Origin of the sequence: Pseudomonas cavernae, from assembly GCF_003595175.1 — a bacterium.
GTDB lineage: Bacteria > Pseudomonadota > Gammaproteobacteria > Pseudomonadales > Pseudomonadaceae > Aquipseudomonas > Aquipseudomonas cavernae.
This window is the reverse complement of record NZ_CP032419.1, coordinates 2,439,898-2,463,416: the sequence shown is the minus strand read 5'-3', so window position 1 is coordinate 2,463,416 and position 23,519 is coordinate 2,439,898. Positions and strand designations below refer to the sequence as shown.

Sequence of the window (23,519 nt, the reverse complement as noted above, 5' to 3'; positions counted from 1 at the left end):
TTTCGCACAGCTGCCGCAAGCAGCACATTGCCCAGCTACGGCAGGGACCATAGCAAGGCACAGGACAGGACAAGCCCGAGCATTCCTTGCTGGAACCTGCCGAATCGTAGGTCGTGCACGGTCAGATCTCCTTGTTATTGTCCGCCCAGCTGGCACATTGCATGCCACAGGCGCGAAGGCCTTGCGCAACAACCCCTTAGCCCGCATCGAGCGCTGCGCGAGCCCATCTGCGCTGTCCCGTTTCGCGACAGCCTGTACCGGCCTGAGACACTGTCCCATGGCCGTCTCAGCGCGTCTCAAACTGCTACAGCTGGGCGGCCCGGAAAATCCCGAACCTGCAGAAAAAGACTTTCCATATCATCGAGTTAGAAGAACAGACAGGGCTTGGCATGGCGGTTGCGACATTGCCCGCAACGCCAATCACCGAGGCCCGAGACCATGCCTGTCGATCTGCCCATCCTCCCGCAAACCCGCGCCTTCGCCACCCGCCAGCTGAAAATGCTGATCGGCGGGCAATGGCTGGATGCCGCCAGCGGCGCCACCATGAGCTTCCGCAACCCAGCCACCGGCGACGTCCTCGGCGAGGTACCCTCGGCCGACGCGACAGATGTCGACCTCGCCGTGCGGGCCGCCCGCCAGGCCTTCGACGACTCGCCGTGGAGCCGCATGCGGCCGCGCGAGCGGCAGAACCTGCTGTGGAAGCTCGCCGACCTGATGGAACGCGACGCCCAGCAGCTGGCCGAACTGGAGTGCCTGAACAACGGCAAGAGCGCCAGCGTGGCGCGGGTGATGGACGTCCAGCTGGCCATCGACTTCTTCCGCTACATGGCCGGCTGGGCCACCAAGGTGGAAGGCACGACCGTCGACGTCTCCCTGCCGCTGATGCCGGACGACCAGTTCCACGGCTTCATTCGCCGCGAAGCGGTGGGCGTGGTGGGTGCCATCGTCGCCTGGAACTTCCCCCTGCTGCTGGCCTGCTGGAAGCTCGGCCCGGCGCTGGCCACCGGCTGCACCGTGGTGCTCAAGCCCGCCGATGAAACCCCACTGACCGCCTTCAAGCTGGCCGAGTTGGTGCTGGAGGCCGGCTACCCGGCCGGTGTATTCAACGTGATCACCGGCACCGGCCTGCAGGCCGGCGTCGCCCTGACCCAGCACCCGGACGTCGACAAGCTGACCTTCACCGGTTCCACCGCGGTCGGCATCCAGATCGGCAAGGCGGCGATGGACAACATGACCCGCGTGACCCTGGAACTGGGCGGCAAGTCGCCCACCATCGTCATGGCCGACGCCGACCTGCAGCAGGCCGCCGCCGGCGCCGCCAACGCGATCTTCTTCAACCAGGGCCAGGTGTGCTGCGCCGGTTCGCGCCTCTATGTGCAGCGCAAGCACTTCGACAACGTGGTGGCCGACATCGCCGGCATTGCCAACGGCATGAAACTGGGCAACGGCCTCGATCCCAGCGTGCAGATGGGCCCGCTGATTTCCGCCAGGCAACAGGAGCGCGTCACCGACTACATCAACCTGGGCCGCAAACTTGGCGCCACCATCGCCTGCGGTGGTGACAGCTTCGGCCCCGGCTACTTCGTCAAGCCCACGGTGATAGTCGATGTCGACCAGCAGCACCGCCTGGTGCAGGAGGAAATCTTCGGCCCGGTGCTGGTGGCCATGCCGTTCGACGACCTCGACGAAGTCGTGCGCCTGGCCAACGACAACCCCTACGGCCTCGGTGCGAGCATCTGGTCCAACAACCTCGCGGCGGTGCACCGGATGATCCCGCGGATCAAATCCGGCTCGGTGTGGGTCAACTGCCACAGCGCCCTCGATCCGGCCCTGCCCTTCGGCGGTTACAAACTCTCGGGCGTCGGCCGCGAGATGGGCGCGGCGGCCATCGAGCACTACACCGAGTTGAAGTCGGTGCTGATCAAGCTCTGAGCTGAGACCTGGGCTCCCTCTCCCCAACCCTCTCCCGTAAACGGGAGAGGGGACTGGCCCGCGAAGGACTGGAAATATCAGACCGCAGGACGTTCCGGCAAAGACCGCCAGCCGCCACTGAGTCCCCCTTTACCCCCTCTCCCGCAGGGCTAGGGCTTGTAACCCTGCGCCAGCAACCAGCCCTGCACCATGCGCTTGTGCTCCACGGGCAGCGCCGCCAACGCCTGATCCAGCTGGCCTTGTTGCAGGCTGCGGACGATGGGCGCCAGCTCGAGGCCCTGCAGGTGCCAGATGCCCAGCGGCTGGTCGGCGGTCACCACCACCTCGGCCTCGTCGATCAGCGCGCCGCGCAATACCGGCGCACGCTCGACCCGCAGCTGACTGAAATCGGCGCCGGCATGCAGCGGCTCGCTATCCGGCCAGCCACTTCGGCTGCGCCAGAACGGCTGCTGCGGCCAGCGCTGCTCGAGGGCATAGAAGTCGCGTCCGGTGCGGGCGAAACGCCGGAATAGATGCTCGACGCGCGCCTGGTGAAAGCGCAATGCCAGTTCGCCGAACTGCGGCTGGCTGAGCAGCGTGTTGATCACCGCCGGCGCCTGCAGGGCGGACGACAGCGACTGGAAGATGCCGTTGCCGGACAACGGGTCGACCGCCATGGCCGCATCGCCGACGCGCAGCCAGTTCGCCCCGCCGGCCTCGTGAAACAGCGTGGCGGTGCTGCTGCGCGCGTACAGGCTGACCGGTTGCAGGGCTTGCGCGCCGAACAGTTCACGCGCCAGCGCCGACTGACCACGACGCTCGGCGCAGTAAGCGGCGAGTTGCTCCTTGCCGGGCAGTTCGGCGCTGGCGGCATCCAGGGTGAGCTGCCAGTAGCAACGACCATCGGCCAGACGCGCCATCCACGCCCAGCCATCGGCGCGGCTCTCCACTGCCGAGGCCGGTTGCCCCGCCGCCTCCTGCCAGTGGTTGAGCAGACTGAGGGTTTCCGGCCCGCGCCACCGGCGGCCGGCCAGCGGCGCCTGACGGCCGCGCGCCTCGACGAGGAAATCCGCCAGCAGCGTCGCCCCCGGCTCGATCGATAGCCGATGGCCGTGTGCAGTCGAGTCCACCTGGCGCACTCGCGCCTCGATCAGCTCGACGCCGGCCGCGCGCAGATCCTCGCGCAGCGCCGCATCGAAGCGCCGGCGGTCGAGGAGGAATTCCTGGTTGAGCAGCTGGCGCGCGCCATTCCATGCCACCCGGCGCGGCGAAGGCGCCGCCGCGCAGGCCAGGGCACGCAGCAGCCCGGCCTGACGCAGACCGTCCAGCACCCGCTGGGACACCCCTTCCACCGCGGCGAAGCGGCGCCATTCGCTGACCACGCAAACCTGGTAGCCGAGGCGCTGCAGGCCCAACGCCACGGTCGCCCCGGCCGGACCGGCGCCGAGCACGACGACCCGTGCCCGGCTCATGGCTGTGCGCTCCGCCGCTCGGGGCCGAGAAAGGCTGCGCCATGGCGCAAATAGTCGAGCACCTGGCCCGGCCCGGCTGCCGGATGCTCGTGCAGGTAGGCCAGGATCTGCCCGCTGAGCGCCGCGCAGGCAACGCTGGCGCCGGCCAAGCCGCTGCCGGCCGCCACCGCGGCACCGAAATCGGCCTGCGCGCTGTCCAGCCAGGACCATTGCCCGCTCGCGCAGCGCGCATCGCCGGTGATGCGCAGCACGCCCGGGTAGCTGGCCGGGTACACCGGCGCGCCCTGTGCCGGGCTGGCGGCGCAAAGCAGGATGCCGGCCTCGTGCGCCGCCGCGCAGGCGGCGCGCAGCACCGGGCGATCCTGGCGCAGGCCGAGGCTGAGGTTGATCAGCGCCACCTGCTGTTCGATCAGCCAATGAATCGCCGCGGCGATCTGCAGCGGGCTGGTCGTCCAGCGCTCGGCGAAGACCTGGGCGACGCATAGCCGTGGCGACCCGGCCTGGGCGATCAGGCTGTCGATCACCGCCGCGCCATGGCCGAGGCGGTCGGCCTGCGCTTCGCCCTCGTGCAATTGCTCCTGCTCCAGCCAGAAGCGCCGCGAGGCGCAGACCAGCGGGGACTGTGCCGGCGCGTGGCCGCTGTCGACCACGCCGACGCGCAGTTCAGTGGCCATGGCTCACCTGTGGCTCGACGACTGGCTGCAGCAGCCCGGCCTCCAAGTGCAAGCGCAGGTCGGCCTGGGCCAGCGTCGACGGCCGATGGCTGATGAGGATGCGTGTGCGCCCGGCGAACAGCTGGTCGATGGCGGCGATCACCTCACGCTCGGTGGCCTCGTCGACCGCCGAAGTGGCTTCGTCGAGCACCAGGATCAGCGGCTCCTGCAGCAACGCGCGGGCGATGGCGATGCGCTGTTTCTGCCCACCGGACAGCTGCTGGCCCCGCTCGCCGAGTTGGCTGTCGAGGCCCTGCGGCAGGGTCGCGATCAGGCCATCCAGCCGGGCCAGGCGCGCCACCCGCTCGATGGCGTCGCGACCGGCCTCGGGCGCGCTGTAGGCGAGGTTGTCGGCGAGGCTGCCGCGAAACAGCACTATGTCCTGGCTGACCACGGCGATGCGCCGGCGCAGGGCGAACAGGTCCAGCTCGCGCAGGTCGGCACCATCGAGGCGGATGCAGCCCTGGTCCGGGTCGTAGAAACGCTGCAGGAGGTCGATCAGGGTCGACTTGCCAACCCCGGAAGCGCCGCTGATCGCCACCTTGAGGCCGCCGGCAATACAAGCATCGACCCCGCGCAGCACCGCCTCGGCACGCTGCTGGTGGGCGAACCAGACGCCCTCGAAGCGCAGTTCGCCATTGCCCGCCGGCAGCGTTTGCGGCGCCTGCGGCTGGCGCACCGCGACCGGCTCCTGCTGCAACTCCATGACCCGGCCAAGGCTGACGGTCATGCGCTGCAGCGCCACATACAGGCCGAGCAGGCTCTGCACCGGCCCCACGGCCATGCCCAGGTAGGTGGAAAAGGCGATTAGCGAACCCAGCTGCCAGCTGCCCTGCACCACCCAGTAGCCGCCAATGATGAAGGCACAGGCACGCGACAGCGAGGTCAGGGTGCCCGGCAGCGCATGGGTGAAGAACTCGGTGATCTGCAGTTTCAGCAACTGGCCCATATAGCCCTGACCGAGCCCTTCCAGGCGCTGGGACTCGCGCTGCTGCTGGCCGGCGGCCTGGATGAACTTCATCGCCGGCAAGGTTTCCACCAGAAACGACGACAGATCCGCCGAGCGCTCGCGCAACTGGCGCACGTCGCGCTCGACCTTGCGCCGCATCCAGCGCAGCCACAGCACCTCGATGGGAATCAGCACGGCCAGCAGCAACGACAGCTGCCAGGACAGCATCAGCATCAGGGCGATGGCACCGAGCAGGCCGATGACGCTGGACACCGCGGAGAACAGCGAGTCGACGGCGAAGCGCTGGATCTCGGCGACGTCGCCATCCAGGCGCGACAGCAGGTCGCCAATCCGTCGGCGGCCGAAGAAGGTCGGCGAGAGTTGCTGCAGGTGGCGGTACAGGGCGTCGCGCAGGGCGAACAGGATGCGCCCGGACAGCCGGGTATGCAGGTAGCGGTTGATCCCGGCCAGCAGCGTGCCGATGATGCCGACCGCAATCATTGCCACGGCGACCTGCACCAGGCGGCCGAAATCCTTGGCCAGCAGGCCGTCGTCGATCAGCATCTTGGTCAGCCAGGGCTGCGCCAACACCAGCAGCGAGGCGCACAGCGACAGCCCGAGCAGCAGCAGGATGCCCCGCCGCTGCGGGCGGACGAAGCTGTACAGCCAGGCCATGGCCCGGCGCAACAACTCAGGGTCGCTGGTTTCCACCAGCCCGAGCAGAAATCTGATCATCGTGTCTCGCGGAAGGTGGGTTTACCGATAACGCCCAGCGGGCCGGGTCCGCCGCTTCGGGCTTGCGCTCAGGGCGGGCGGCCGGGGCATCAGGCCCGCAACTGCTTGAGCTTGCGATACAGGGTGGCGCGGCTGATACCGAGCGAATCGGCGGCGGCCGAAACATTACCGTCATGCCGCTCCAGCGCGCTGCGGATCAGTTCCAGCTCGCTCTCACGGATGCTGCACGGCTGTCGGCTGCTGCTGGTCAGCTCCTCCAGCAGGGAGTCGGTGAGATGCTGCAGGCCGAGCAGTGTCTCGCCCGCCTCGCGCATGGCCAGCGTCGCGCGCAACACCATCTCCAACTGGCGGATGTTGCCCGGCCAGTCGTACTGGCAGAGCAACTCGCTCAGGGTTTTGTCAAGGCTCACCGGCTCGTTGCTCAGCTTGCCCAGCACAGCGAGGATCATGCCGTGCACATCGTCGCGCTCGCGCAGCGCCGGCAGGCGCAGGTTGATGCCATTGATGCGGTAGTACAGGTCTTCGCGGAAGCTCTTTTCTTGCACCAGGCGCTTGAGCTCGCGGTGGGTGGCGCAGATCACCGCGACATCGATGTCCTGCTCCTCGGCCGCCCCCAGCGGGGCCACCTTGCGTTCCTGCAGCACGCGCAACAGACGCGCCTGCATGCTCAGCGGCATATCGCCGATCTCGTCGAGGAACAAGGTGCCGCCATGGGCCTGCATCAGCCGGCCGACCACCCCGCCCTTGCGCGAGCCGGTGAAGGCGCCTTCGCGGTAGCCGAACAGTTCGGACTCGATCAGGCCCTCGGGAATCGCCGCGCAGTTGACCGCGACGAAGGGTTTGTCGGCCCGTGCGCTGGCCTGGTGCAGCGCACGCGCCACCACGTCCTTGCCGGTGCCGGTCTCGCCCAGCAGCAGTACCGGCAGGTCACCCGCCAAGCCTTGTTGGGCCATGCGTAGGGAACGGGCGAAACGCTCATCGCGCCCGGCCAGCTCGTCCAGGCTCCGGCGTTTCGCCGCCTGCGGCCGAGGCGCGGATACGGCGGTGCCCAGGCTGGCGCAGCGCGGCATCTGCAAGGCCTTGAAGAAGAATTCGCCCTTGGCGGTCTGCAGGCTGCCGACCCCGCCCTGCAGCAGACGCGCCATGAACTGCGCACTTTGGCTGCCCAGCAGCTCGCTGCTACGGCGCCCGACCAGATGCTGGCGCGACAGGCGCAGCAGACCGCAGGCCTGCTCATTGGCTGCCAGCACCTCACCATCGAGGCTGAGCGCCAGCAGGCCGTGCCAGGCCGACCCGAGATACTGCGGGCGCGTATGGAAGGCCAGGACGCTATGCTCGGGGTAGCAGGCGCCGAACAAACGGCTTTCGATATTGCTCGCGGCCAGCACCAGGGTCGCCAGACTGTCCTGCGGCTGGGTCAGGACACCCTCGCGAGTCAGGTCGAGTACGCCGATCACCTGGCCTTGCGGGTCCTTGATCGGCACCGAGATGCAGGAGAACCGGCTCAGGCGGTCGAGATAATGTTCGCCACAGTTGATCAGCGTCGGTTGCGCCTCCACCAACGCGGTGCCCAGGCCGTTAGTGCCGCGCGCCGATTCGCTCCAGCAAGCGCCCGGGCGCAGGTCGCGCAGACCGAAATTGTCGAGGAATTCGGTCTGGCCCTCGACAAGCAGCACCGTGGCCTCGGCATTGCCGAGGATCACCAGGCTCGCCTTGCCCTGCTGGCTGACCAGATATTCCAGTTCGGGGGTGGCGGCATCGATCAGCAGGCGGTTGTTGGCCAGCAGCAGTTCCAGGTCGCTGCGGTGCTGCAGCGCCACAGATTCTTCGCCCATGCAGCTGAGGCCATGGTCGATGCTGCGCCGCCATGAGGCGTCGATCTCCGCGCGCAGCACCCCCAGGGGCAGCTGACCGTCGCTGAGCAGTCGCTGGCGGACCTGGCGAACCTCCTGCAGGAGGTCCAACTCTGTTGTTATCGGTATGGATTGGGCCATCTGTCGCTCCAACACGCTCTCCCGGCGGGCCCGAACACGATGTTCGGGCATCACGGGCCGGATACGCAACCACACGCCCGGAATGTCTACACCTGCATGAGCAGTCCGTAAAGAGTAGCCCTGGCTGGCGATATCGACGGGCTGTGGATCACGGTTGACAGTCAGACTGGCATATGTTTACGTTAACGTAAAGGTAAACAAGCAGCCGAGCACTTCCCTATGTCCCTGACCTACTCCATCTCCGACCTGGCCCGCGAACTGGACATCACCACCCGCGCCATCCGCTTCTACGAGGAGCAGGAGATGCTCAGCCCCGAGCGGCGTGGCCAGGAGCGCGTCTACAGCGCCAAGGACCTGGTTACGCTCAAGCTGATCCTGCGCGGCAAGCGCATCGGTTTCTCGCTGGCCGAATGCAAGGAGCTGATCGAGCTGTACGACCCGGTGCACGGCAATCGCAAACAGCTGGAAACCTTCATGCGCAAGATCGCCGAGCGTCGCCTACAACTGGAGCAACAACTGCTGGACATCCAGCAGATGCAGCTGGAACTGGATACCGCCGAGGAGCGCTGCCTGACCGCCCTGGCCGAAACCGATAGAAAACAAGGTATTGCGTCCTAAACCTTACAAACACAATTACAGGTGGAACCATGACTTATCTGAACCTCAACTTCGCCCTCGGTGAAACCATCGACATGCTGCGCGAGCAGGTACAGGGCTTCGTCGCCGCCGAACTGGCGCCGCGCGCCGCCGAGATCGACAGCAGCAACCAGTTCCCCATGGACATGTGGAAGAAGTTCGGCGACATGGGCCTGCTCGGCATCACCGTCGAAGAAGAGTACGGCGGCTCGGGTCTGGGCTACCTGGCCCACGTCGTCGCCATGGAAGAGATCAGCCGCGCCTCGGCCTCGGTCGCCCTCTCCTACGGCGCGCACTCCAACCTGTGCGTCAACCAGATCAAGCGCAACGGCACCGCCGAGCAGAAGGCCAAGTACCTGCCCAAGCTGGTCTCCGGCGAGCATGTCGGCGCCCTCGCCATGAGCGAGCCGAACGCCGGCTCCGACGTGGTGTCGATGAAGCTGCGCGCCGACAAGCAGGGCGACCGCTATGTGCTCAACGGCAGCAAGATGTGGATCACCAACGGCCCGGACGCCCACACCTACGTGATCTACGCGCGCACCGACGCGAGCAAGGCCTCGGGCGGCATCACCGCCTTTATCGTCGAGCGCGACTGGAAGGGTTTCTCCCGCAGTCCGAAGCTGGACAAGCTCGGCATGCGCGGCTCGAACACCTGCGAACTGGTGTTCCAGGATGTGGAAGTGCCGGAAGAGAACGTCCTCGGCGCGCTCAACGGCGGCGTGAAGGTGCTGATGAGCGGCCTCGACTACGAGCGCGTGGTGCTTTCCGGCGGCCCGACCGGGATCATGCAGGCGTGCATGGACGTGGTGCTGCCCTACATCCACGACCGCAAGCAGTTCGGCCAGAGCATCGGCGAGTTCCAGCTGATCCAGGGCAAGGTCGCCGACATGTACACCCAGCTCAACGCCAGCCGCGCCTACCTGTACGCGGTGGCCAACGCCTGCGACCGTGGCGAGACCACACGCAAGGACGCCGCCGGGGTGATCCTCTACACCGCCGAACGCGCCACGCAGATGGCCCTGGATGCCATCCAGATCCTCGGCGGCAACGGCTACATCAACGACTTCCCCACCGGCCGCCTGCTGCGCGACGCCAAGCTCTACGAAATCGGCGCCGGCACCAGCGAAATCCGCCGCATGCTGATCGGCCGCGAGCTGTTCAACGAAACCAAGTAATCGAGGCCTTTGTAGGATGGGTTGAGCCCAGCGATACCCATCACTTGAGCCGCGTGGGTATCGCTACGCTCAACCCACCCTACGTAATTGATTCGTCCTCGTAGGGTGGAAAACCGCGAAGCGTTTTCCACCAGAGCCGGTGGATGAACAAAGCGTTATCCACCCTACGGATTACGGTATCGGAGTCCACCTGATGACCATCCTGCACACCCAGATTAACCCGCGTTCGGCGGATTTCGCCGCCAACTCTGCGGCCATGCTCGAACAGGTCAACGACCTGCGCGCCCTACTCGCCCGCGTCCACGAAGGCGGCGGCGCCAAGGCCCAGGAGCGCCACACCTCGCGCGGCAAGCTGCTGCCGCGTGAGCGCATCAATCGCCTGCTCGACCCCGGCTCGCCGTTTCTCGAGATCGGCCAACTCGCCGCCCATAAGGTGTACGGCGAAGACGTGCCGGCCGCCGGGGTGATCGCCGGCATCGGCCGGGTCGAGGGCGTCGAGTGCATGATCATCGCCAACGACGCCACGGTGAAAGGCGGTACCTACTACCCGCTGACCGTGAAGAAGCACCTGCGCGCCCAGACCATCGCCCGCGAAAACCGCCTGCCGTGCATCTACCTGGTGGACTCCGGCGGCGCCAACCTGCCGCGCCAGGACGAGGTGTTCCCCGACCGCGAGCATTTCGGCCGCATCTTCTTCAACCAGGCCAACATGAGCGCCCTGGGCATCCCGCAGATCGCCGTGGTCATGGGCTCCTGCACCGCCGGCGGCGCCTATGTGCCGGCGATGAGCGACGAGACCATCATGGTGCGCAACCAGGCCACCATCTTCCTCGCCGGCCCGCCGCTGGTGAAGGCCGCCACCGGCGAGGTGGTCAGCGCCGAGGACCTCGGCGGTGCCGATGTGCACTGCAAGACCTCCGGGGTCGCCGACCACTACGCCGAGGACGACGAGCATGCGCTGGCCCTGGCCCGCCGCTGCGTGAGCAACCTCAACTGGCGCAAGCTCGGCGAGCTGCAACGCCACCAGCCGCTGGCGCCGCGCTACGCCAGCGAGGAGCTGTACGGGGTGATCCCGGCCGATGCCAAGCAGCCATTCGACGTGCGTGAAGTGATCGCCCGGATCGTCGACGATTCGTCCTTCGACGAATTCAAGGCGCTGTTCGGCGCCACCCTGGTCTGCGGCTTCGCCCACTTGCACGGTTACCCGGTGGCGATCCTCGCCAACAACGGGATTTTGTTCGCCGAATCGGCGCAGAAAGGCGCGCACTTCATCGAGTTGGCCTGCCAGCGCGGCATTCCACTGCTGTTCCTGCAGAACATCACCGGTTTCATGGTCGGGCAGAAATACGAGGCCGGCGGCATCGCCAAGCACGGCGCCAAGCTGGTTACCGCGGTGGCCTGCGCCAAGGTGCCGAAGTTCACCGTGATCATCGGCGGCAGCTTCGGCGCCGGTAACTACGGCATGTGCGGCCGCGCCTACGACCCGCGCTTCCTGTGGATGTGGCCGAATGCGCGGATCGGCGTGATGGGCGGCGAACAGGCCGCCGGCGTGCTCGCCCAGGTCAAGCGCGAACAGGCCGAACGCGCCGGCCAGGCCTTCTCCGCCGAGGAAGAACGGCAGATCAAGCAGCCGATCCTCGACCAGTACGAACACCAGGGCCACCCCTACTACTCCAGCGCCCGGCTGTGGGACGACGGCGTGATCGACCCGGCGCAGACCCGCGAGGTGCTGGCGCTGGCGCTCTCGGCGACGCTCAACGCGCCGATCGAGCCGACCACCTTTGGCGTGTTCAGGATGTGATGCCATGACCGACTTCAACACCATCGAACTACAGATCGACCCGCGCGGCGTGGCCACCCTCTGGCTCAACCGCCCGGACAAGAACAATGCCTTCAACGCCGAGATGATCCGCGAGCTGATCCTCGCCCTCGATGCGATCGGCGCCGACAAGAGCGTGCGTCTGCTGGTCCTGCGCGGCCGCGGCAAGCACTTCTGCGCCGGCGGCGACCTGAGCTGGATGCAGCAGGCCGCCGAACTGGACTACAACGGCAACCTGGCCGATGCCCAGCAACTCGCCGAGCTGATGCACAACCTCTACCACCTGAAGAAGCCGACCCTGGCCGTGGTGCAAGGCGCGGCCTTCGCCGGCGGCCTCGGCCTGGTCAGCTGCTGCGACCTGGCGATCGGCGCCGACAACGCACAGTTCAGCCTCTCCGAGGTGCGCATCGGCCTGATCCCGGCAACCATCGCGCCGTTCGTGGTCAAGGCCATCGGCCAGCGCGCCGCCAACCGCTACTCGCTGACCGCCGAGCGCTTCGATGGCCAGCGCGCCGTAGCCCTCGGCCTGCTCGCCGAAAGCTATCCGGCCGAGGAGCTGGAGGCCCAGGCCGAGGCCTGGATCGCCAACCTGCGCCTCAACAGTCCCGCGGCGATGAGCGCCTGCAAGGCGCTGTTCCATGAGGTCGCCGCCGCCGAGCTGACCCCGGCGCTGCGCCGCTATACCGAAAGCGCCATCGCCCGCGTGCGCATGAGCGCCGAAGGTCAGGAAGGCCTGCGCGCCTTCCTCGACAAACGCAAACCGACCTGGCAGGAAACGCCATGAGGTCTGCATGCTTTTGTAGGTTGGTGTTGAGCGAAGCGATACCCAACAAAGACCCCTTCGTCGCGCTCAAACCCGCCCGTTGGGTATCGCAGGCTCAACCCAACCTACGTTCCGTTTCCCTCTGCCCTTCGGAGTCGCAGCCATGATCACCACCCTGCTGGTCGCCAACCGCGGCGAGATCGCCTGCCGGGTGATGCGCACCGCCAAAGCCCTCGGCCTGAAGACCGTGGCCGTGCACAGCGCCATCGACCGCGACGCCCGCCACGTGCGCGAGGCCGACATGGCCGTCGACCTCGGCGGCGCCAAACCGGCCGACAGCTACCTGCTGGTCGACAAGCTGATCGCCGCGGCCCAGGCCAGCGGCGCCCAGGCCATTCATCCTGGCTACGGCTTCCTCTCCGAGAACGCCGGCTTCGCCCGCGCCATCGAGGCCGCCGGGCTGATCTTCCTCGGCCCGCCCGCCAGAGCCATCGACGCGATGGGCAGCAAGTCCGCCGCCAAGGCGCTGATGGAAGATGCCGGCGTGCCCCTGGTGCCCGGCTACCACGGCGAGGCGCAGGATGTGGAAACCTTCCGCGCTGCGTCCGCGGGCATCGGCTACCCGGTGCTGCTCAAGGCTGCCGCCGGTGGTGGCGGCAAGGGCATGAAGGTGGTCGAACGCGAGAGCGAACTGGGCGAAGCCCTGGCCTCGGCCCAGCGCGAGGCGCAATCGGCGTTCGGCGACTCGCGCATGCTGGTGGAAAAGTACGTGCTCAAGCCGCGCCACGTGGAGATCCAGGTGTTCGCCGACCAGCACGGCAACTGCCTGTACCTCAACGAGCGCGACTGCTCGATCCAGCGTCGCCACCAAAAAGTGGTCGAGGAAGCCCCGGCTCCGGGCCTCACCCCCGAGCTGCGCCAGGCCATGGGCGAGGCGGCGGTGAAGGCCGCGCAGGCCATCGGCTATGTCGGCGCCGGCACCGTGGAATTCCTGCTGGATGCGCGTGGCGACTTCTTCTTCATGGAGATGAATACCCGCCTGCAGGTCGAGCATCCGGTCACCGAAGCCATCACCGGCCTCGACCTGGTCGCCTGGCAGATCCGCGTCGCCCGCGGTGAAGCGTTGCCGATCAGCCAGGCGCAGGTGCCGCTCAATGGCCACGCCATCGAAGTGCGCCTGTACGCCGAAGACCCGGACAACGACTTCCTCCCGGCCGCCGGCACCCTCGCTCTGTATCGCGAAGCGGCCGCCGGCCCGGGCCGCCGAGTGGACAGCGGCGTGGCCGAAGGCGATGTGGTCTCGCCGTTCTACGACCCGATGCTCGGCAAGCTGATCGCCTGGGGCGACAACCGCGAGGAAGCCCGCCAGCGCCTCTTGGCCATGCTCGACGAGACCTTGATCGGCGGGGTCAGAACCAACCTGACCTTCCTCCGCCGCGTGCTGGCCCATCCGGCCTTCGCCGCCGCCGAGCTGGACACCGGCTTCATCCCGCGCCACCAGGATGTGCTGCTACCGGCTCCGGGCGCACTGCCGGAGGCGTTCTGGCAGGCTGCCGCCGATGCCTTTATCCAGAGCGAAGCCAGCCAGGTGCGCGGCGACGATCCACACTCGCCGTGGAACGCCCGCAGCGGCTGGCGTGCCGGGGTGACAGCGGAGACCGAGCTGCATCTGGTCTGCAACGGCGTGGAACGCAAGGTGCGCCCCACTGGCAGTGCCCAGCTCCAAGGTGCTTCGCTGTTCTGTAGGCGCGAATTTATTCGCGAAGAGACATCGCAGACGCAGCCAGAATCCCCGATCGCGAACAAGTTCGCTCCTACAGGGGTACAACGCCGCCTGCACGCCATCCGCCAGGGCGATACCCTGTATCTCGAGTGGAACGGCGAGCTGCACGCCATCACCCGCTTCGACCCGATCGCCGCAGTGGAAGCCAGCCACAGTCATCACGGCGGCCTCACCGCCCCCATGAACGGCAGCATCGTCCGCGTGCTGGTCGAAGCCGGCCAAGCGGTCGAGGCCGGCACCGCCCTGGTGGTGCTGGAGGCGATGAAGATGGAGCACAGCATCCGCGCGCCGCATGCCGGCGTGGTCAAGGCGCTGTACTGCACAGAGGGCGACATGGTCAGCGAAGGCGCGGCATTGGTGGAGCTGGAGCAACTGGCCACCGGCGGCGGCGAGTTCGGTGGATAGCAGGGCGGACTCAGCACCCCGTAGGATGGGTTGAGCAACGCGATACCCATCGCCCGGCGTTGACAGAGCTGTTGGGCTTCGCAGGCTCAGCACCAACCTACCGGAGCACCCCGCGCCCGTAGGTTGGTGCTGAGGAACGAAGCCCAACGAACGGTTCGCAGAACCGTCGATGAAAACGGAGAACCAGAACATGAACCTACCCCAACACGTCCGCCTGGTCGAAGTCGGCCCGCGTGACGGTCTGCAGAACGAGAAGCAGCCGATCAGCGTCGCCGACAAGGTGCGTCTGGTCGACGACCTGAGCGCCGCCGGCCTCGGCTATATCGAGGTCGGCAGCTTCGTCTCGCCCAAGTGGGTGCCGCAGATGGCCGGCAGCGCCGAGGTGTTCGCCCAGATCGCGCGCAAGCCGGGCGTCACCTACGCCGCGCTGGCGCCGAACCTGAGAGGCTTCGAGGCCGCGCTGGAGTCGAAGGTCGAGGAAGTCGCGGTGTTCGCCGCCGCCTCCGAGGCCTTCTCGCAGAAGAACATCAACTGCTCGATTGCCGAGAGCCTGGAGCGCTTCGTGCCGGTGCTAGACGCCGCCAAGCAGCGCGGCGTGCGCGTGCGCGGCTATGTGTCCTGCGTACTCGGCTGCCCCTACGAGGGCGCGGTTGCGCCCGAACAGGTGGCCAGTGTGGCGCGCGAGTTGTTCGCCATGGGCTGCTACGAAGTCTCCCTCGGCGACACCATCGGTGTCGGCACCGCCGGCGCTACCCGCAAGATGTTCGAGGTGGTCGGCCGCGACGTGCCACGCGACAAGCTGGCCGGGCACTTCCATGACACCTATGGCCAGGCTGTAGCCAACGTCTACGCCAGCCTGCTCGAAGGCATCAGCGTGTTCGACAGCTCGGTCGCCGGCCTCGGCGGCTGCCCCTACGCCAAGGGCGCCACCGGCAACGTGGCCAGCGAAGACATGCTCTACCTGCTCAACGGCCTGGGCATCGACACCGGCATCGATCTCGACAAGCTGATCGCCGCCGGCCGGCGCATCTGCCAGGTGCTCGGTCGTGACAACGGCTCGCGGGTTGCCAAGGCCCGTCAGGCGTAGTTCCCGTAGGATGGGTTGAGCGCAGCGATACCCATCGATCTGCCGGCGGTCCCCCGCCTGGCTCAATCCAGCCTGCCTTACGGCCCTGCAATCCAGCCGACTACGCTTGCCGCCTTCCCTCCGCCGAGACTGCCCATGAAAGACGCCGAGAGCCTCAAGGACTACCAGCACGTGCGCCTGCTGGCGATTCGCTCGCTGTTCGAGATCGTCGAACAATCCAGCGAAGGCACCATCATCGTCGACCACGATGCCAAGATCGTCTGGATGAACGAGCGCTATGCCCGTCGTTTTGGCCTGGACAGCGCCGCACAGGCCATCGGCAAACCCTGCGAAAGCGTGATTCCCGGTAGCCTGCTGCGCGAAGTAGTGAGCACGGGCCGACCGATCCTGCTGGACATGCTCGACACGCCCAAGGACCCGCTGGTGGTGATGCGCCTGCCGATCCAAGACGACCAAGGCGAAATCATCGGCGCCATCGGTTTCGCCCTGTTCGACCAGCTGCGCTCGCTGTCGCCGCTGCTGATCCGCTACCAGAACATGCAGGCCGAACTGGCCTCGACCCGCTCACTGCTGCAGGCGCGCCAGGCCAAGTACAGCTTCTCCAACTTCATCGGCACCAGCGCCGCCAGCCTGGAAGTGAAACGCCGCGCGCGGCGCAGCGCGGCCACCGATTCGCCGGTGCTGCTGCTCGGCGAGACCGGCACCGGCAAGGAACTGCTTGCCCACGCCATCCACGCCGCTTCGCCGCGGGCCAACAAGCCGTTCGTCAGCGTCAACAGCGCGGCGATTCCCGAGGCCCTGCTGGAGGCGGAGTTCTTCGGCACCGCGCCGGGCGCGTTCACCGGCGCCGAGCGCAAGGCGCGGCCTGGCAAGCTGCAAATCGCCCAGGGCGGCACGCTGTTCCTCGATGAGATCGGTGACATGCCGCTGGCGCTGCAGAGCAAGCTGCTGCGCGTGTTGCAGGAGAAGGAGTTCGAGCCGGTCGGCTCCAACCAGGTGATCCGCAGCGACATCCGCCTGATCGCCGCCACCTCGATCGACCTCGAGGCAGCCGTGCGCAAGGGCAGCTTCCGTGCCGACCTCTACTACCGCCTCAACGTCCTGCCGCTCCGGGTGCCGCCGCTGCGCGAACGACTGGACGACCTGCCGGCCCTGTGCGAGGCGATACTCGACGAACTGCGCCTCGGCGCCGGCCATCAGCACCACGAACTGGATGACGGCGCCCTCGCCCTGCTCGCCAGCCACGCCTGGCCGGGCAATATCCGCGAACTGCGCAACGTGCTGGAGCGCGCCGCCCTGCTCAGCGACGAACCGTTGCTCGGTGCCGAGGCCCTGCGTGCGGCGATCGGCACGCTGACGCCGCTGCCGAACCCGACCAAAACCAGCGTTTCCCGGCGCGGCCCGGAGCAAGCGCTGGACTTCCACAGCGCCCGCGAAGCCTTCGAGCGCGAGCTGATCGGCCAGGCCCTCGCCGAATATGCCGGCAACGTCAACGAAGCCGCGCGGCGCCTGGGGCTCGGCCGTTCGACGCTGTACAAGAAGATGGCCGCGCTGGGGTTTTCGTCCTGACTTGGAGACTCGTCTCAAATCGGAGACATGCTCCTGAAGCCCGAGAACTCAACGTTTCCGCCGTAGAGCTGCCGCCTGTTTGTCTCCGCCTGGAGACTTTCACTCGCGTAAACCCCGGAAAATCAGGTAAATATCTTTATTATCAATCACTTATAAATCTGGCACGAAAGCCGCTATCGGACTCCTGCGGCCTGTCCGCAGCCGAATAACAACAAGATCGCTGCACGTTGTGCGAATGCTCCAGCGGGACGCTCCGGCACCGTCCCCGTTCGCCACGTCGCCGTGCCAGGAGTCATAGATGAGCCACACCCAGCTCACCCGGGGCCTCGCCCTCGCCACCCTCGCCACCCTCGGCGCCACCGCCGGCCTCGCTTCCTCCGTCCACGCCGCCTTTCTCGACGACAGCAAGGGCAGCCTGGAACTGCGCAACTTCTACTTCAACCGCGATTTCCGCCAGGACAACGCCTCCCAGGCCAAGGCCGAGGAATGGGCACAGGGCTTCCTGCTGCGCTACGAATCCGGCTACACCGAGGGGCCGATTGGCGTCGGCGTCGATGCTCTCGGCCTGCTCGGCGTCAAACTCGATTCCAGCCCCGATCGCGCCGGCTCGGGGTTGTTGCCGCGCGACCGCGAAGCGCCCAAACGCGCCCAGGACGACTACAGCGAGCTGGGCCTGACCGCCAAGCTGCGCGCCTCGCAGAGCGTGCTGAAGCTCGGCACCCTGCTGCCCAAGCTGCCGAGCGTGCTGGCCAATGATTCGCGCCTGCTGCCGCAGACCTTCCAGGGCGCACACCTGAGCTCCAGCGAGTTCGCCGGCCTGACCCTCGATGCCGGGCAACTGCGCCAGGTCAGCCAGCGCGACTCGTCCGACAGCGAGGACATGACCATCACCGGCAACGGCGCCAAACAGATCAGTTTCCGCCCCGGCACCACCAGCGACCAGTTCAACTTCGCCGGCGCCAGCTACAAGTGGAACGACCGGCTCACCACCGCCTACAACTATGGCGGTCTGGACGGCTTCTATCGCCAGCACACCCTCAACCTACTGCATGTGCTGCCGGTCGCCGAAGGCCAGACCCTGAAGACCGACCTGCGCTACAGCCGCTCCGGCGACGACGACAGCAGCAACGTCGACAACAACGCCTTCGGTGCCATGTTCACCTACAGCCTTGGCGGCCACGCGCTGGGCGCCGGCTACCAGGCGATGAGCGGCGACACCGGCTTCGCCTATATCAACGGCACCGATGCCTTCCTGGTCAACTTCGTGCAGATCGGCGACTTCGCCAACAAGGATGAGAAATCCTGGCAGCTGCGCTATGACTACAACTTTGCCGCCATCGGCATTCCCGGGCTGACCTTCATGACCCGCTACCTGTCCGGTGACGACATCGATCGCGGCGCCGCCCAGGGCGAAGGCAAGGAGTGGGAGCGCAATATGGACATCGCCTATGTGGTACAGAGCGGCCCGCTGAAGAATTTCGGCGTGAAATGGCGCAACGCGACCACACGGGCCAACTTCGGCAACGACCTCGACGAGAACCGGCTGATCCTCAGCTACACGCTGCCACTCTGGTAGGCAGTGCATGCACGATCCCGGGGGACTCCCCTCTCCCGTAAACGGGAGAGGGGGCAAAGCGGCAAGTCCGCTGCCCGGAGAAGGGATCGTGAGCAAGTGATAGGCCCGAGTCCATGAAACCTGGCGGCCCAGGCCGCAGACAAACAACAGATCGCTGCGCGTGCGCGAACCGTTCGCCGCGACGCAGCCCCAGGAGACCAGTCAATGAGTGTGGTCATCGCCCTTGCGGCACTCGCCCTGCTGATGCTCGCCGCCTACCGCGGCTACAGCGTCATTCTCTTCGCCCCGATCGCCGCCCTCGGCGCCGTGCTGCTCACCGACCCGTCCGCCGTGGCGCCGGCCTTCACCGGCGTGTTCATGGAGAAGATGGTCGGTTTCATCAAGTTGTATTTCCCGGTGTTCCTGCTCGGCGCGGTGTTCGGCAAGCTGATCGAGCTGTCCGGCTTCTCGCGCGCCATCGTCGCCGCGGCCATCCGCCTGCTCGGCACCAGCCAGGCCATGCTGGTGATCGTGCTGGTCTGCGCCCTGCTCACCTACGGTGGCGTGTCGCTGTTCGTGGTGGTGTTCGCGGTCTACCCGTTCGCCGCCGAGATGTTCCGCCAGAGCGATATCCCCAAGCGGCTGATCCCGGCCACCATTGCCCTAGGTGCATTCAGCTTCACCATGGACGCCCTGCCCGGCACCCCGCAGATCCAGAACATCATCCCCTCGGCGTTCTTCAACACCAACGCCTGGGCCGCCCCTTGGCTCGGGCTGATCGGCACCCTGTTCGTGTTCAGCGTCGGCATGCTTTACCTACAGCGCCAGCTGGGCAAAGCCCGGCGCAGCGGTGAAGGCTATGGCAGCAACCTGCGCAACGAGCCGGAAACCCCGGACGACATCAGCCTGCCCAACCCCTGGCTGGCCATCGCGCCGTTGGTGCTGGTCGGCGTATCCAACCTGATGTTCACCCGCTGGATTCCCGAGCTGTACGGCAAGGCCCACAGCCTGCAGCTGGCCGGCATGGCCGCGCCGGTGCAGAGCGACGTAGCCAAGCTGACCGCCATCTGGTCGGTGCAGGCGGCACTGCTGCTGGGCATCCTGCTGGTGCTGGTGTGCGGATTCCGCGCCATCCGCGGCAAGCTGGCCGAAGGCACCCGCACCGCGGTCGGCGGCTCGCTGCTGGCGTCGATGAACACCGCCTCGGAATACGGCTTCGGCGCGGTGATCGCCTCGCTGCCCGGCTTCCTGGTGCTGGCCGACGCGCTGAAAAGCATCCCCAATCCGCTGGTCAACGAGGCGATCACCGTCACCCTGCTGGCCGGCATCACCGGCTCGGCGTCGGGCGGCATGAGCATCGCCCTGGCGGCCATGGCCAACGACTTCATCGCCGCCGCCAACAACGCCGGCATTCCGCTGGAGGTGCTGCACCGCGTGGCCTCGATGGCCAGCGGCGGCATGGACACCCTGCCGCACAACGGCGCGGTGATCACCCTGCTGGCGGTCACCGGGCTGACCCACCGCGAAGCCTACAAAGACATCTTCGGCATTACCCTGATCAAGACCCTGGCGGTGTTCGTGGTGATCGGCACCTTCTACGCTACCGGTATCGTCTGATCACGCCGGCTCAACAGGGCCTGGCTCGCCGGGCCCGACGCAATCGCAGGAGAACCCCATGTATCTGAAAGGCAAGACCGCACTGGTCACCGGCTCCACCAGCGGCATCGGCCTCGGCATCGCCGAGCGCCTGGCCGCTTCCGGCGCCGATGTGCTGCTCAACGGCTTCGGCGAGGTCGAGGCCGCGCTCGCCGCCGTCGCCAAGCACGGCGGCAAGGTCGGCCATCATCCGGCGGACATGGCCAGCCCCGAACAGATCGGCGAGATGCTCGCCTACGCCCAACGCGAATTCGGCGGCGTCGACATCCTGGTCAACAACGCCGGCATCCAGCACGTCGCGCCGGTCGAGGAATTCCCGCTCGAGCGCTGGGACGCGATCATCGCCATCAACCTGTCCTCGGTGTTCCACACCACCCGCCTGGCGCTGCCGGGCATGCGCCGGCGCGGCTGGGGGCGGATCGTCAATATCGCCTCGGTGCACGGCCTGGCCGCCTCGGCGCAGAAGGCCGCCTACGTGGCCGCCAAACACGGCGTCGTCGGCCTGACCAAGGTGGTGGCGCTGGAAACCGCGCAGAGCGCCATCACCTGCAACGCCATCTGCCCCGGCTGGGTGCTGACCCCGTTGGTCCAGCAGCAGATCGACAGCCGCGCCGAGGCCGCCGGCAGCGTCGAGCAGGCGCGTCACGACCTGCTGGCGGAGAAGCAGCCGTCGCGCGAGTTCGTCACCCCCGAGCAACTCGGCGAACTGGTGCTGTTCCTCTGCAGCGAGGCCTCCAGCCAGGTGCGTGGCGCCGCCTGGAACGTGGACGGCGGCTGGTTGGCGCAGTGAGCCTTGTTGGAACGAGCCTGTAGGGTGGCCTTCCACCCCGTAGAAAGCCGCGAAGCGTTTTCCACCACAAACCGGTGGATGTGAAAAGCGACATCCACCCTACGATAAGAACCTGTTTCGGATCTCGCGAGCTAGAGCGAGACAAGGCAAAAACAGCCGAAGAAGCGCAGTTTACGAGTTGTAAATGAGCACTCTGAGGCGGTTTTTAACGCTGTATCGCCGACGCGCAGCAGATCCGAAACAGGTTCTAAGAACCACGAAGCACGGAATTCCGATATGTCGCAACCACTCTGGACACCCTCCGCCGAACGCATCGCCGCCACCCGCATGGATGCCTTCCGCCATTTCGTCAATCAGCGCCACGGCCTGAGCCTGGCCGACTACCCGGCCCTGCACGCCTGGAGCGTGGAACGGCGCGAAGCCTTCTGGCAGGCCATCGTCGACCTCTTCGAGGTTCGCTTCAGTAGCGCGCCCAGCGCCGTACTCGCGGAAGATCCGGCGATGCCCAGCGCCCACTGGTTCCCCGGCGCCACTCTGAACTTCGCCGAGCACCTGCTGCGCCGCCGCGACGCGCGTCCGGCGCTGGTCGCCATCGGCGAGGACGGCAGCCGCGAACAGCTGACCTATGCCGAACTGGCCGCGCAGGTCGCAGGCCTGCAGCAGAGCCTGCGCAATGCCGGTGTGGGCATCGGCGACCGCGTCGCGGCCTTCATGCCGAACACCTGGCAGACCGTGGTAGGCATGCTCGCCACCGCCAGCCTCGGCGCCACCTGGTCGAGCTGCTCGCCGGACTTCGGTACCCAGGGGGTGATCGACCGCTTCGGCCAGATCGAGCCCAAGGTGCTGATCGCCGCCGCCGGCTACCGCTACGCCGGCAAGAACCTCGACCTGACCGCCAAGCTCAACGAAATCCTCGAACGCCTGCCCAGCCTGCAACAGCTGGTGGTGGTGCCCTACTCGCGTAGCGAGGCGCAGGCCGACGACTTCCGCACGCCGGCGCAAGTGGCGCTGTGGAACGACTTCTACCAGCCCGGCGGCGAGCCGCAGTTCACTCCGGTGACCTTCGAGCAGCCGCTGTACATCCTCTACTCCAGCGGCACCACCGGCGTGCCCAAGTGCATCGTCCATGGCGTCGGCGGCACCCTGCTGCAGCACGTCAAGGAACACGGCCTGCACACTGACCTCGGCGCAGACGACACCCTGTTCTACTACACCACCTGCGGCTGGATGATGTGGAACTGGCTGGTCTCCGGATTAGCCCTGGGCGCCACTTTGGTGCTGTTCGACGGCTCGCCGTTCCACCCTTCTGCCTCCCGCTTGATCGACCTGATCGACGCCGAGAACATCAGCATTTTCGGCACCAGCGCCAAGTACCTCGCCGCGCTGGAGAAGGCCGGCGTGCTGCCGAATCAGAGCCACAAGTTGCAGCGTTTGAAGGCCATCCTCTCCACCGGTTCGCCGCTGGCGCACGAGAGCTTCGATTACGTCTACCGTGCGTTCAAGGCGGACCTGTGCCTGTCCTCCATCTCCGGCGGCACCGACATCGTCTCCTGCTTCGCCCTCGGCAACCCGGTGCTGCCGGTGCGGCGCGGCGAGCTGCAGTGCAAGGGTCTGGGCATGGACGTGCAGGTCTGGAACGACGCCGGCCAGCCGGTCATCGGCGAGAAAGGCGAACTGGTCTGCGCCCGGCATTTCCCGTCGATGCCGGTGGGTTTCTGGAACGATCCGCAGGGCGAGAAATTCCACGCCGCCTACTTCGACACCTTCCCCGGCGTCTGGGCCCACGGCGACTACGCCGAGGAAACTGAACACGGCGGCCTGGTCATCCATGGCCGCTCCGACGCCGTGCTCAACCCCGGCGGCGTGCGCATCGGCACCGCCGAGATCTACCGCCAGGTGGAGAAAGTCGAGGAGGTGATGGAATCCATCGCCATCGGCCAGGACTGGCACGGCGACGTGCGCGTGGTGCTGTTCGTGCGCCTGCGCGAGGGCGTCGCGCTGACCGACGAACTGCAAAAGCAGATCCGCCAGATCATCCGCGCCAACACCACGCCACGGCATGTGCCGGAGAAGATCATCGCGGTCGCCGACATCCCGCGCACCATCAGCGGCAAGATCGTCGAACTGGCGGTGCGTAACGTGGTGCACGGCCAACCGGTGAAGAACACCGATGCTCTGGCCAACCCGCAGGCGCTGGAGCTGTTCCGCGATCTACCGCAGCTCAAGGACTGAGCTGCTCCAATCGCGAATAAATTCGCTCCTACAGGCGTGCCCACTTGTAGGAGCGAATTCATTCGCGACCAGGGCCACGCCGGAGTCTGGATCCGGGCGCGCTCCGCATAACTGGCCAAAATTGGCCAGCTTGTTTACTGTCGTCCCATGCCGCTGAGCCTGTCTGCACGGACGCTTACGGGCGCCACGGTGGTGTGCCTTGATCGCGAATGAATTCGCTCCTACAGCGCTCGCCTCAGATACCGTGCTGGCCCTGACCTTTCGGTGCTAGCCGG

The 23,519-nt window shown here is 66.8% G+C and carries 15 protein-coding genes and 1 pseudogene; 12 read left to right on the top strand and 4 right to left on the bottom strand.

What is annotated here, in order from left to right:
- Nucleotides 1–438 precede the first annotated feature (438 nt).
- Entirely contained in the window at nucleotides 439–1,932 is a 1,494-nt protein-coding gene (locus tag D3880_RS11315) for an aldehyde dehydrogenase family protein (protein ID WP_119893547.1), read from the top strand.
- A 149-nt stretch (nucleotides 1,933–2,081) separates the two neighbouring features.
- On the opposite strand, the gene qhpG is transcribed toward D3880_RS11315, so the two are convergent.
- The 4 genes from qhpG to D3880_RS11295 form a co-directional block, all read right to left on the bottom strand.
- Nucleotides 2,082–3,383 carry a flavin-dependent monooxygenase QhpG gene (gene qhpG, locus D3880_RS11310; protein ID WP_119893546.1) on the bottom strand — a complete coding sequence of 434 codons (1,302 nt, stop codon included), beginning with the start codon at nucleotides 3,381–3,383 and terminating at the stop codon, nucleotides 2,082–2,084.
- The gene (gene qhpE, locus D3880_RS11305) at nucleotides 3,380–4,057 is read right to left on the bottom strand and encodes a subtilisin-like serine protease QhpE (protein WP_119893545.1); all 678 of its coding nucleotides are present in this window, start codon (nucleotides 4,055–4,057) and stop codon (nucleotides 3,380–3,382) included. Before qhpE ends, qhpG begins: the two co-directional genes overlap by 4 nt.
- Complete coding sequence (locus D3880_RS11300; RefSeq protein WP_119893544.1) at nucleotides 4,047–5,780, bottom strand: ABC transporter ATP-binding protein; 1,734 nt, start codon at nucleotides 5,778–5,780, stop codon at nucleotides 4,047–4,049. Before D3880_RS11300 ends, qhpE begins: the two co-directional genes overlap by 11 nt.
- Before the next feature lie 89 nt (nucleotides 5,781–5,869).
- Entirely contained in the window at nucleotides 5,870–7,774 is a 1,905-nt protein-coding gene (locus D3880_RS11295) for a sigma-54-dependent Fis family transcriptional regulator (RefSeq protein ID WP_119893543.1), read from the bottom strand.
- Nucleotides 7,775–7,993: 219 nt separating this feature from the next.
- On the opposite strand from D3880_RS11295, the gene D3880_RS11290 reads away from it, so the two are divergent.
- The 11 genes and pseudogenes from D3880_RS11290 to D3880_RS11240 all read left to right on the top strand — a co-directional run bounded on the left by D3880_RS11290 (nucleotide 7,994) and on the right by D3880_RS11240 (nucleotide 23,244).
- Entirely contained in the window at nucleotides 7,994–8,392 is a 399-nt protein-coding gene (locus tag D3880_RS11290) for a MerR family transcriptional regulator (protein WP_119893542.1), read from the top strand.
- Between the two features lie 29 nt (nucleotides 8,393–8,421).
- Complete coding sequence (locus tag D3880_RS11285) at nucleotides 8,422–9,585, top strand: isovaleryl-CoA dehydrogenase (RefSeq protein WP_119893541.1); 1,164 nt, start codon at nucleotides 8,422–8,424, stop codon at nucleotides 9,583–9,585.
- Between the two features lie 193 nt (nucleotides 9,586–9,778).
- A complete protein-coding gene (locus D3880_RS11280; RefSeq protein WP_119893540.1) occupies nucleotides 9,779–11,386 on the top strand; it encodes a carboxyl transferase domain-containing protein in 1,608 nt (535 codons plus the stop codon).
- A 4-nt stretch (nucleotides 11,387–11,390) separates the two neighbouring features.
- Nucleotides 11,391–12,188: a gamma-carboxygeranoyl-CoA hydratase gene (locus tag D3880_RS11275; RefSeq protein WP_119893539.1), complete on the top strand. Its 798-nt coding sequence runs from the start codon at nucleotides 11,391–11,393 to the stop codon at nucleotides 12,186–12,188.
- A 142-nt stretch (nucleotides 12,189–12,330) separates the two neighbouring features.
- The gene (locus tag D3880_RS11270; protein WP_119893538.1) at nucleotides 12,331–14,355 is read left to right on the top strand and encodes an acetyl-CoA carboxylase biotin carboxylase subunit; all 2,025 of its coding nucleotides are present in this window, start codon (nucleotides 12,331–12,333) and stop codon (nucleotides 14,353–14,355) included.
- Nucleotides 14,356–14,545: 190 nt separating this feature from the next.
- Nucleotides 14,546–15,442, top strand: a complete 897-nt coding sequence (locus tag D3880_RS11265; RefSeq protein WP_119895721.1) for a hydroxymethylglutaryl-CoA lyase — start codon at nucleotides 14,546–14,548, stop codon at nucleotides 15,440–15,442.
- A gap of 135 nt (nucleotides 15,443–15,577) precedes the next feature.
- Nucleotides 15,578–17,048 (top strand): annotated as a pseudogene (locus D3880_RS11260) (sigma-54 interaction domain-containing protein).
- A gap of 261 nt (nucleotides 17,049–17,309) precedes the next feature.
- On the top strand, nucleotides 17,310–18,587 hold the full coding sequence (locus D3880_RS11255) for an OprD family porin (RefSeq protein ID WP_119893536.1): 1,278 nt from the start codon (nucleotides 17,310–17,312) through the stop codon (nucleotides 18,585–18,587).
- Between the two features lie 204 nt (nucleotides 18,588–18,791).
- The gene (locus D3880_RS11250) at nucleotides 18,792–20,183 is read left to right on the top strand and encodes a GntP family permease (protein WP_119893535.1); all 1,392 of its coding nucleotides are present in this window, start codon (nucleotides 18,792–18,794) and stop codon (nucleotides 20,181–20,183) included.
- 58 nt (nucleotides 20,184–20,241) lie between these two features.
- The gene (locus D3880_RS11245) at nucleotides 20,242–21,012 is read left to right on the top strand and encodes a 3-hydroxybutyrate dehydrogenase (protein ID WP_119893534.1); all 771 of its coding nucleotides are present in this window, start codon (nucleotides 20,242–20,244) and stop codon (nucleotides 21,010–21,012) included.
- Nucleotides 21,013–21,288: 276 nt separating this feature from the next.
- Nucleotides 21,289–23,244, top strand: a complete 1,956-nt coding sequence (locus D3880_RS11240; RefSeq protein WP_119893533.1) for an acetoacetate--CoA ligase — start codon at nucleotides 21,289–21,291, stop codon at nucleotides 23,242–23,244.
- Nucleotides 23,245–23,519 lie beyond the last annotated feature (275 nt).

What these genes read in the sequence shown, in the direction of transcription:
- D3880_RS11315 (WP_119893547.1), top strand. Translation starts at nt 439, where the DNA reads ATGCCTGTCGATCTGCCCATCCTCCCGCAAACCCGCGCCTTCGCCACC.
- qhpG (WP_119893546.1), bottom strand. Translation starts at nt 3,383, where the DNA reads ATGAGCCGGGCACGGGTCGTCGTGCTCGGCGCCGGTCCGGCCGGGGCG.
- qhpE (WP_119893545.1), bottom strand. Translation starts at nt 4,057, where the DNA reads ATGGCCACTGAACTGCGCGTCGGCGTGGTCGACAGCGGCCACGCGCCG.
- D3880_RS11300 (WP_119893544.1), bottom strand. Translation starts at nt 5,780, where the DNA reads ATGATCAGATTTCTGCTCGGGCTGGTGGAAACCAGCGACCCTGAGTTG.
- D3880_RS11295 (WP_119893543.1), bottom strand. Translation starts at nt 7,774, where the DNA reads ATGGCCCAATCCATACCGATAACAACAGAGTTGGACCTCCTGCAGGAG.
- D3880_RS11290 (WP_119893542.1), top strand. Translation starts at nt 7,994, where the DNA reads ATGTCCCTGACCTACTCCATCTCCGACCTGGCCCGCGAACTGGACATC.
- D3880_RS11285 (WP_119893541.1), top strand. Translation starts at nt 8,422, where the DNA reads ATGACTTATCTGAACCTCAACTTCGCCCTCGGTGAAACCATCGACATG.
- D3880_RS11280 (WP_119893540.1), top strand. Translation starts at nt 9,779, where the DNA reads ATGACCATCCTGCACACCCAGATTAACCCGCGTTCGGCGGATTTCGCC.
- D3880_RS11275 (WP_119893539.1), top strand. Translation starts at nt 11,391, where the DNA reads ATGACCGACTTCAACACCATCGAACTACAGATCGACCCGCGCGGCGTG.
- D3880_RS11270 (WP_119893538.1), top strand. Translation starts at nt 12,331, where the DNA reads ATGATCACCACCCTGCTGGTCGCCAACCGCGGCGAGATCGCCTGCCGG.
- D3880_RS11265 (WP_119895721.1), top strand. Translation starts at nt 14,546, where the DNA reads ATGAACCTACCCCAACACGTCCGCCTGGTCGAAGTCGGCCCGCGTGAC.
- D3880_RS11255 (WP_119893536.1), top strand. Translation starts at nt 17,310, where the DNA reads ATGAGCCACACCCAGCTCACCCGGGGCCTCGCCCTCGCCACCCTCGCC.
- D3880_RS11250 (WP_119893535.1), top strand. Translation starts at nt 18,792, where the DNA reads ATGAGTGTGGTCATCGCCCTTGCGGCACTCGCCCTGCTGATGCTCGCC.
- D3880_RS11245 (WP_119893534.1), top strand. Translation starts at nt 20,242, where the DNA reads ATGTATCTGAAAGGCAAGACCGCACTGGTCACCGGCTCCACCAGCGGC.
- D3880_RS11240 (WP_119893533.1), top strand. Translation starts at nt 21,289, where the DNA reads ATGTCGCAACCACTCTGGACACCCTCCGCCGAACGCATCGCCGCCACC.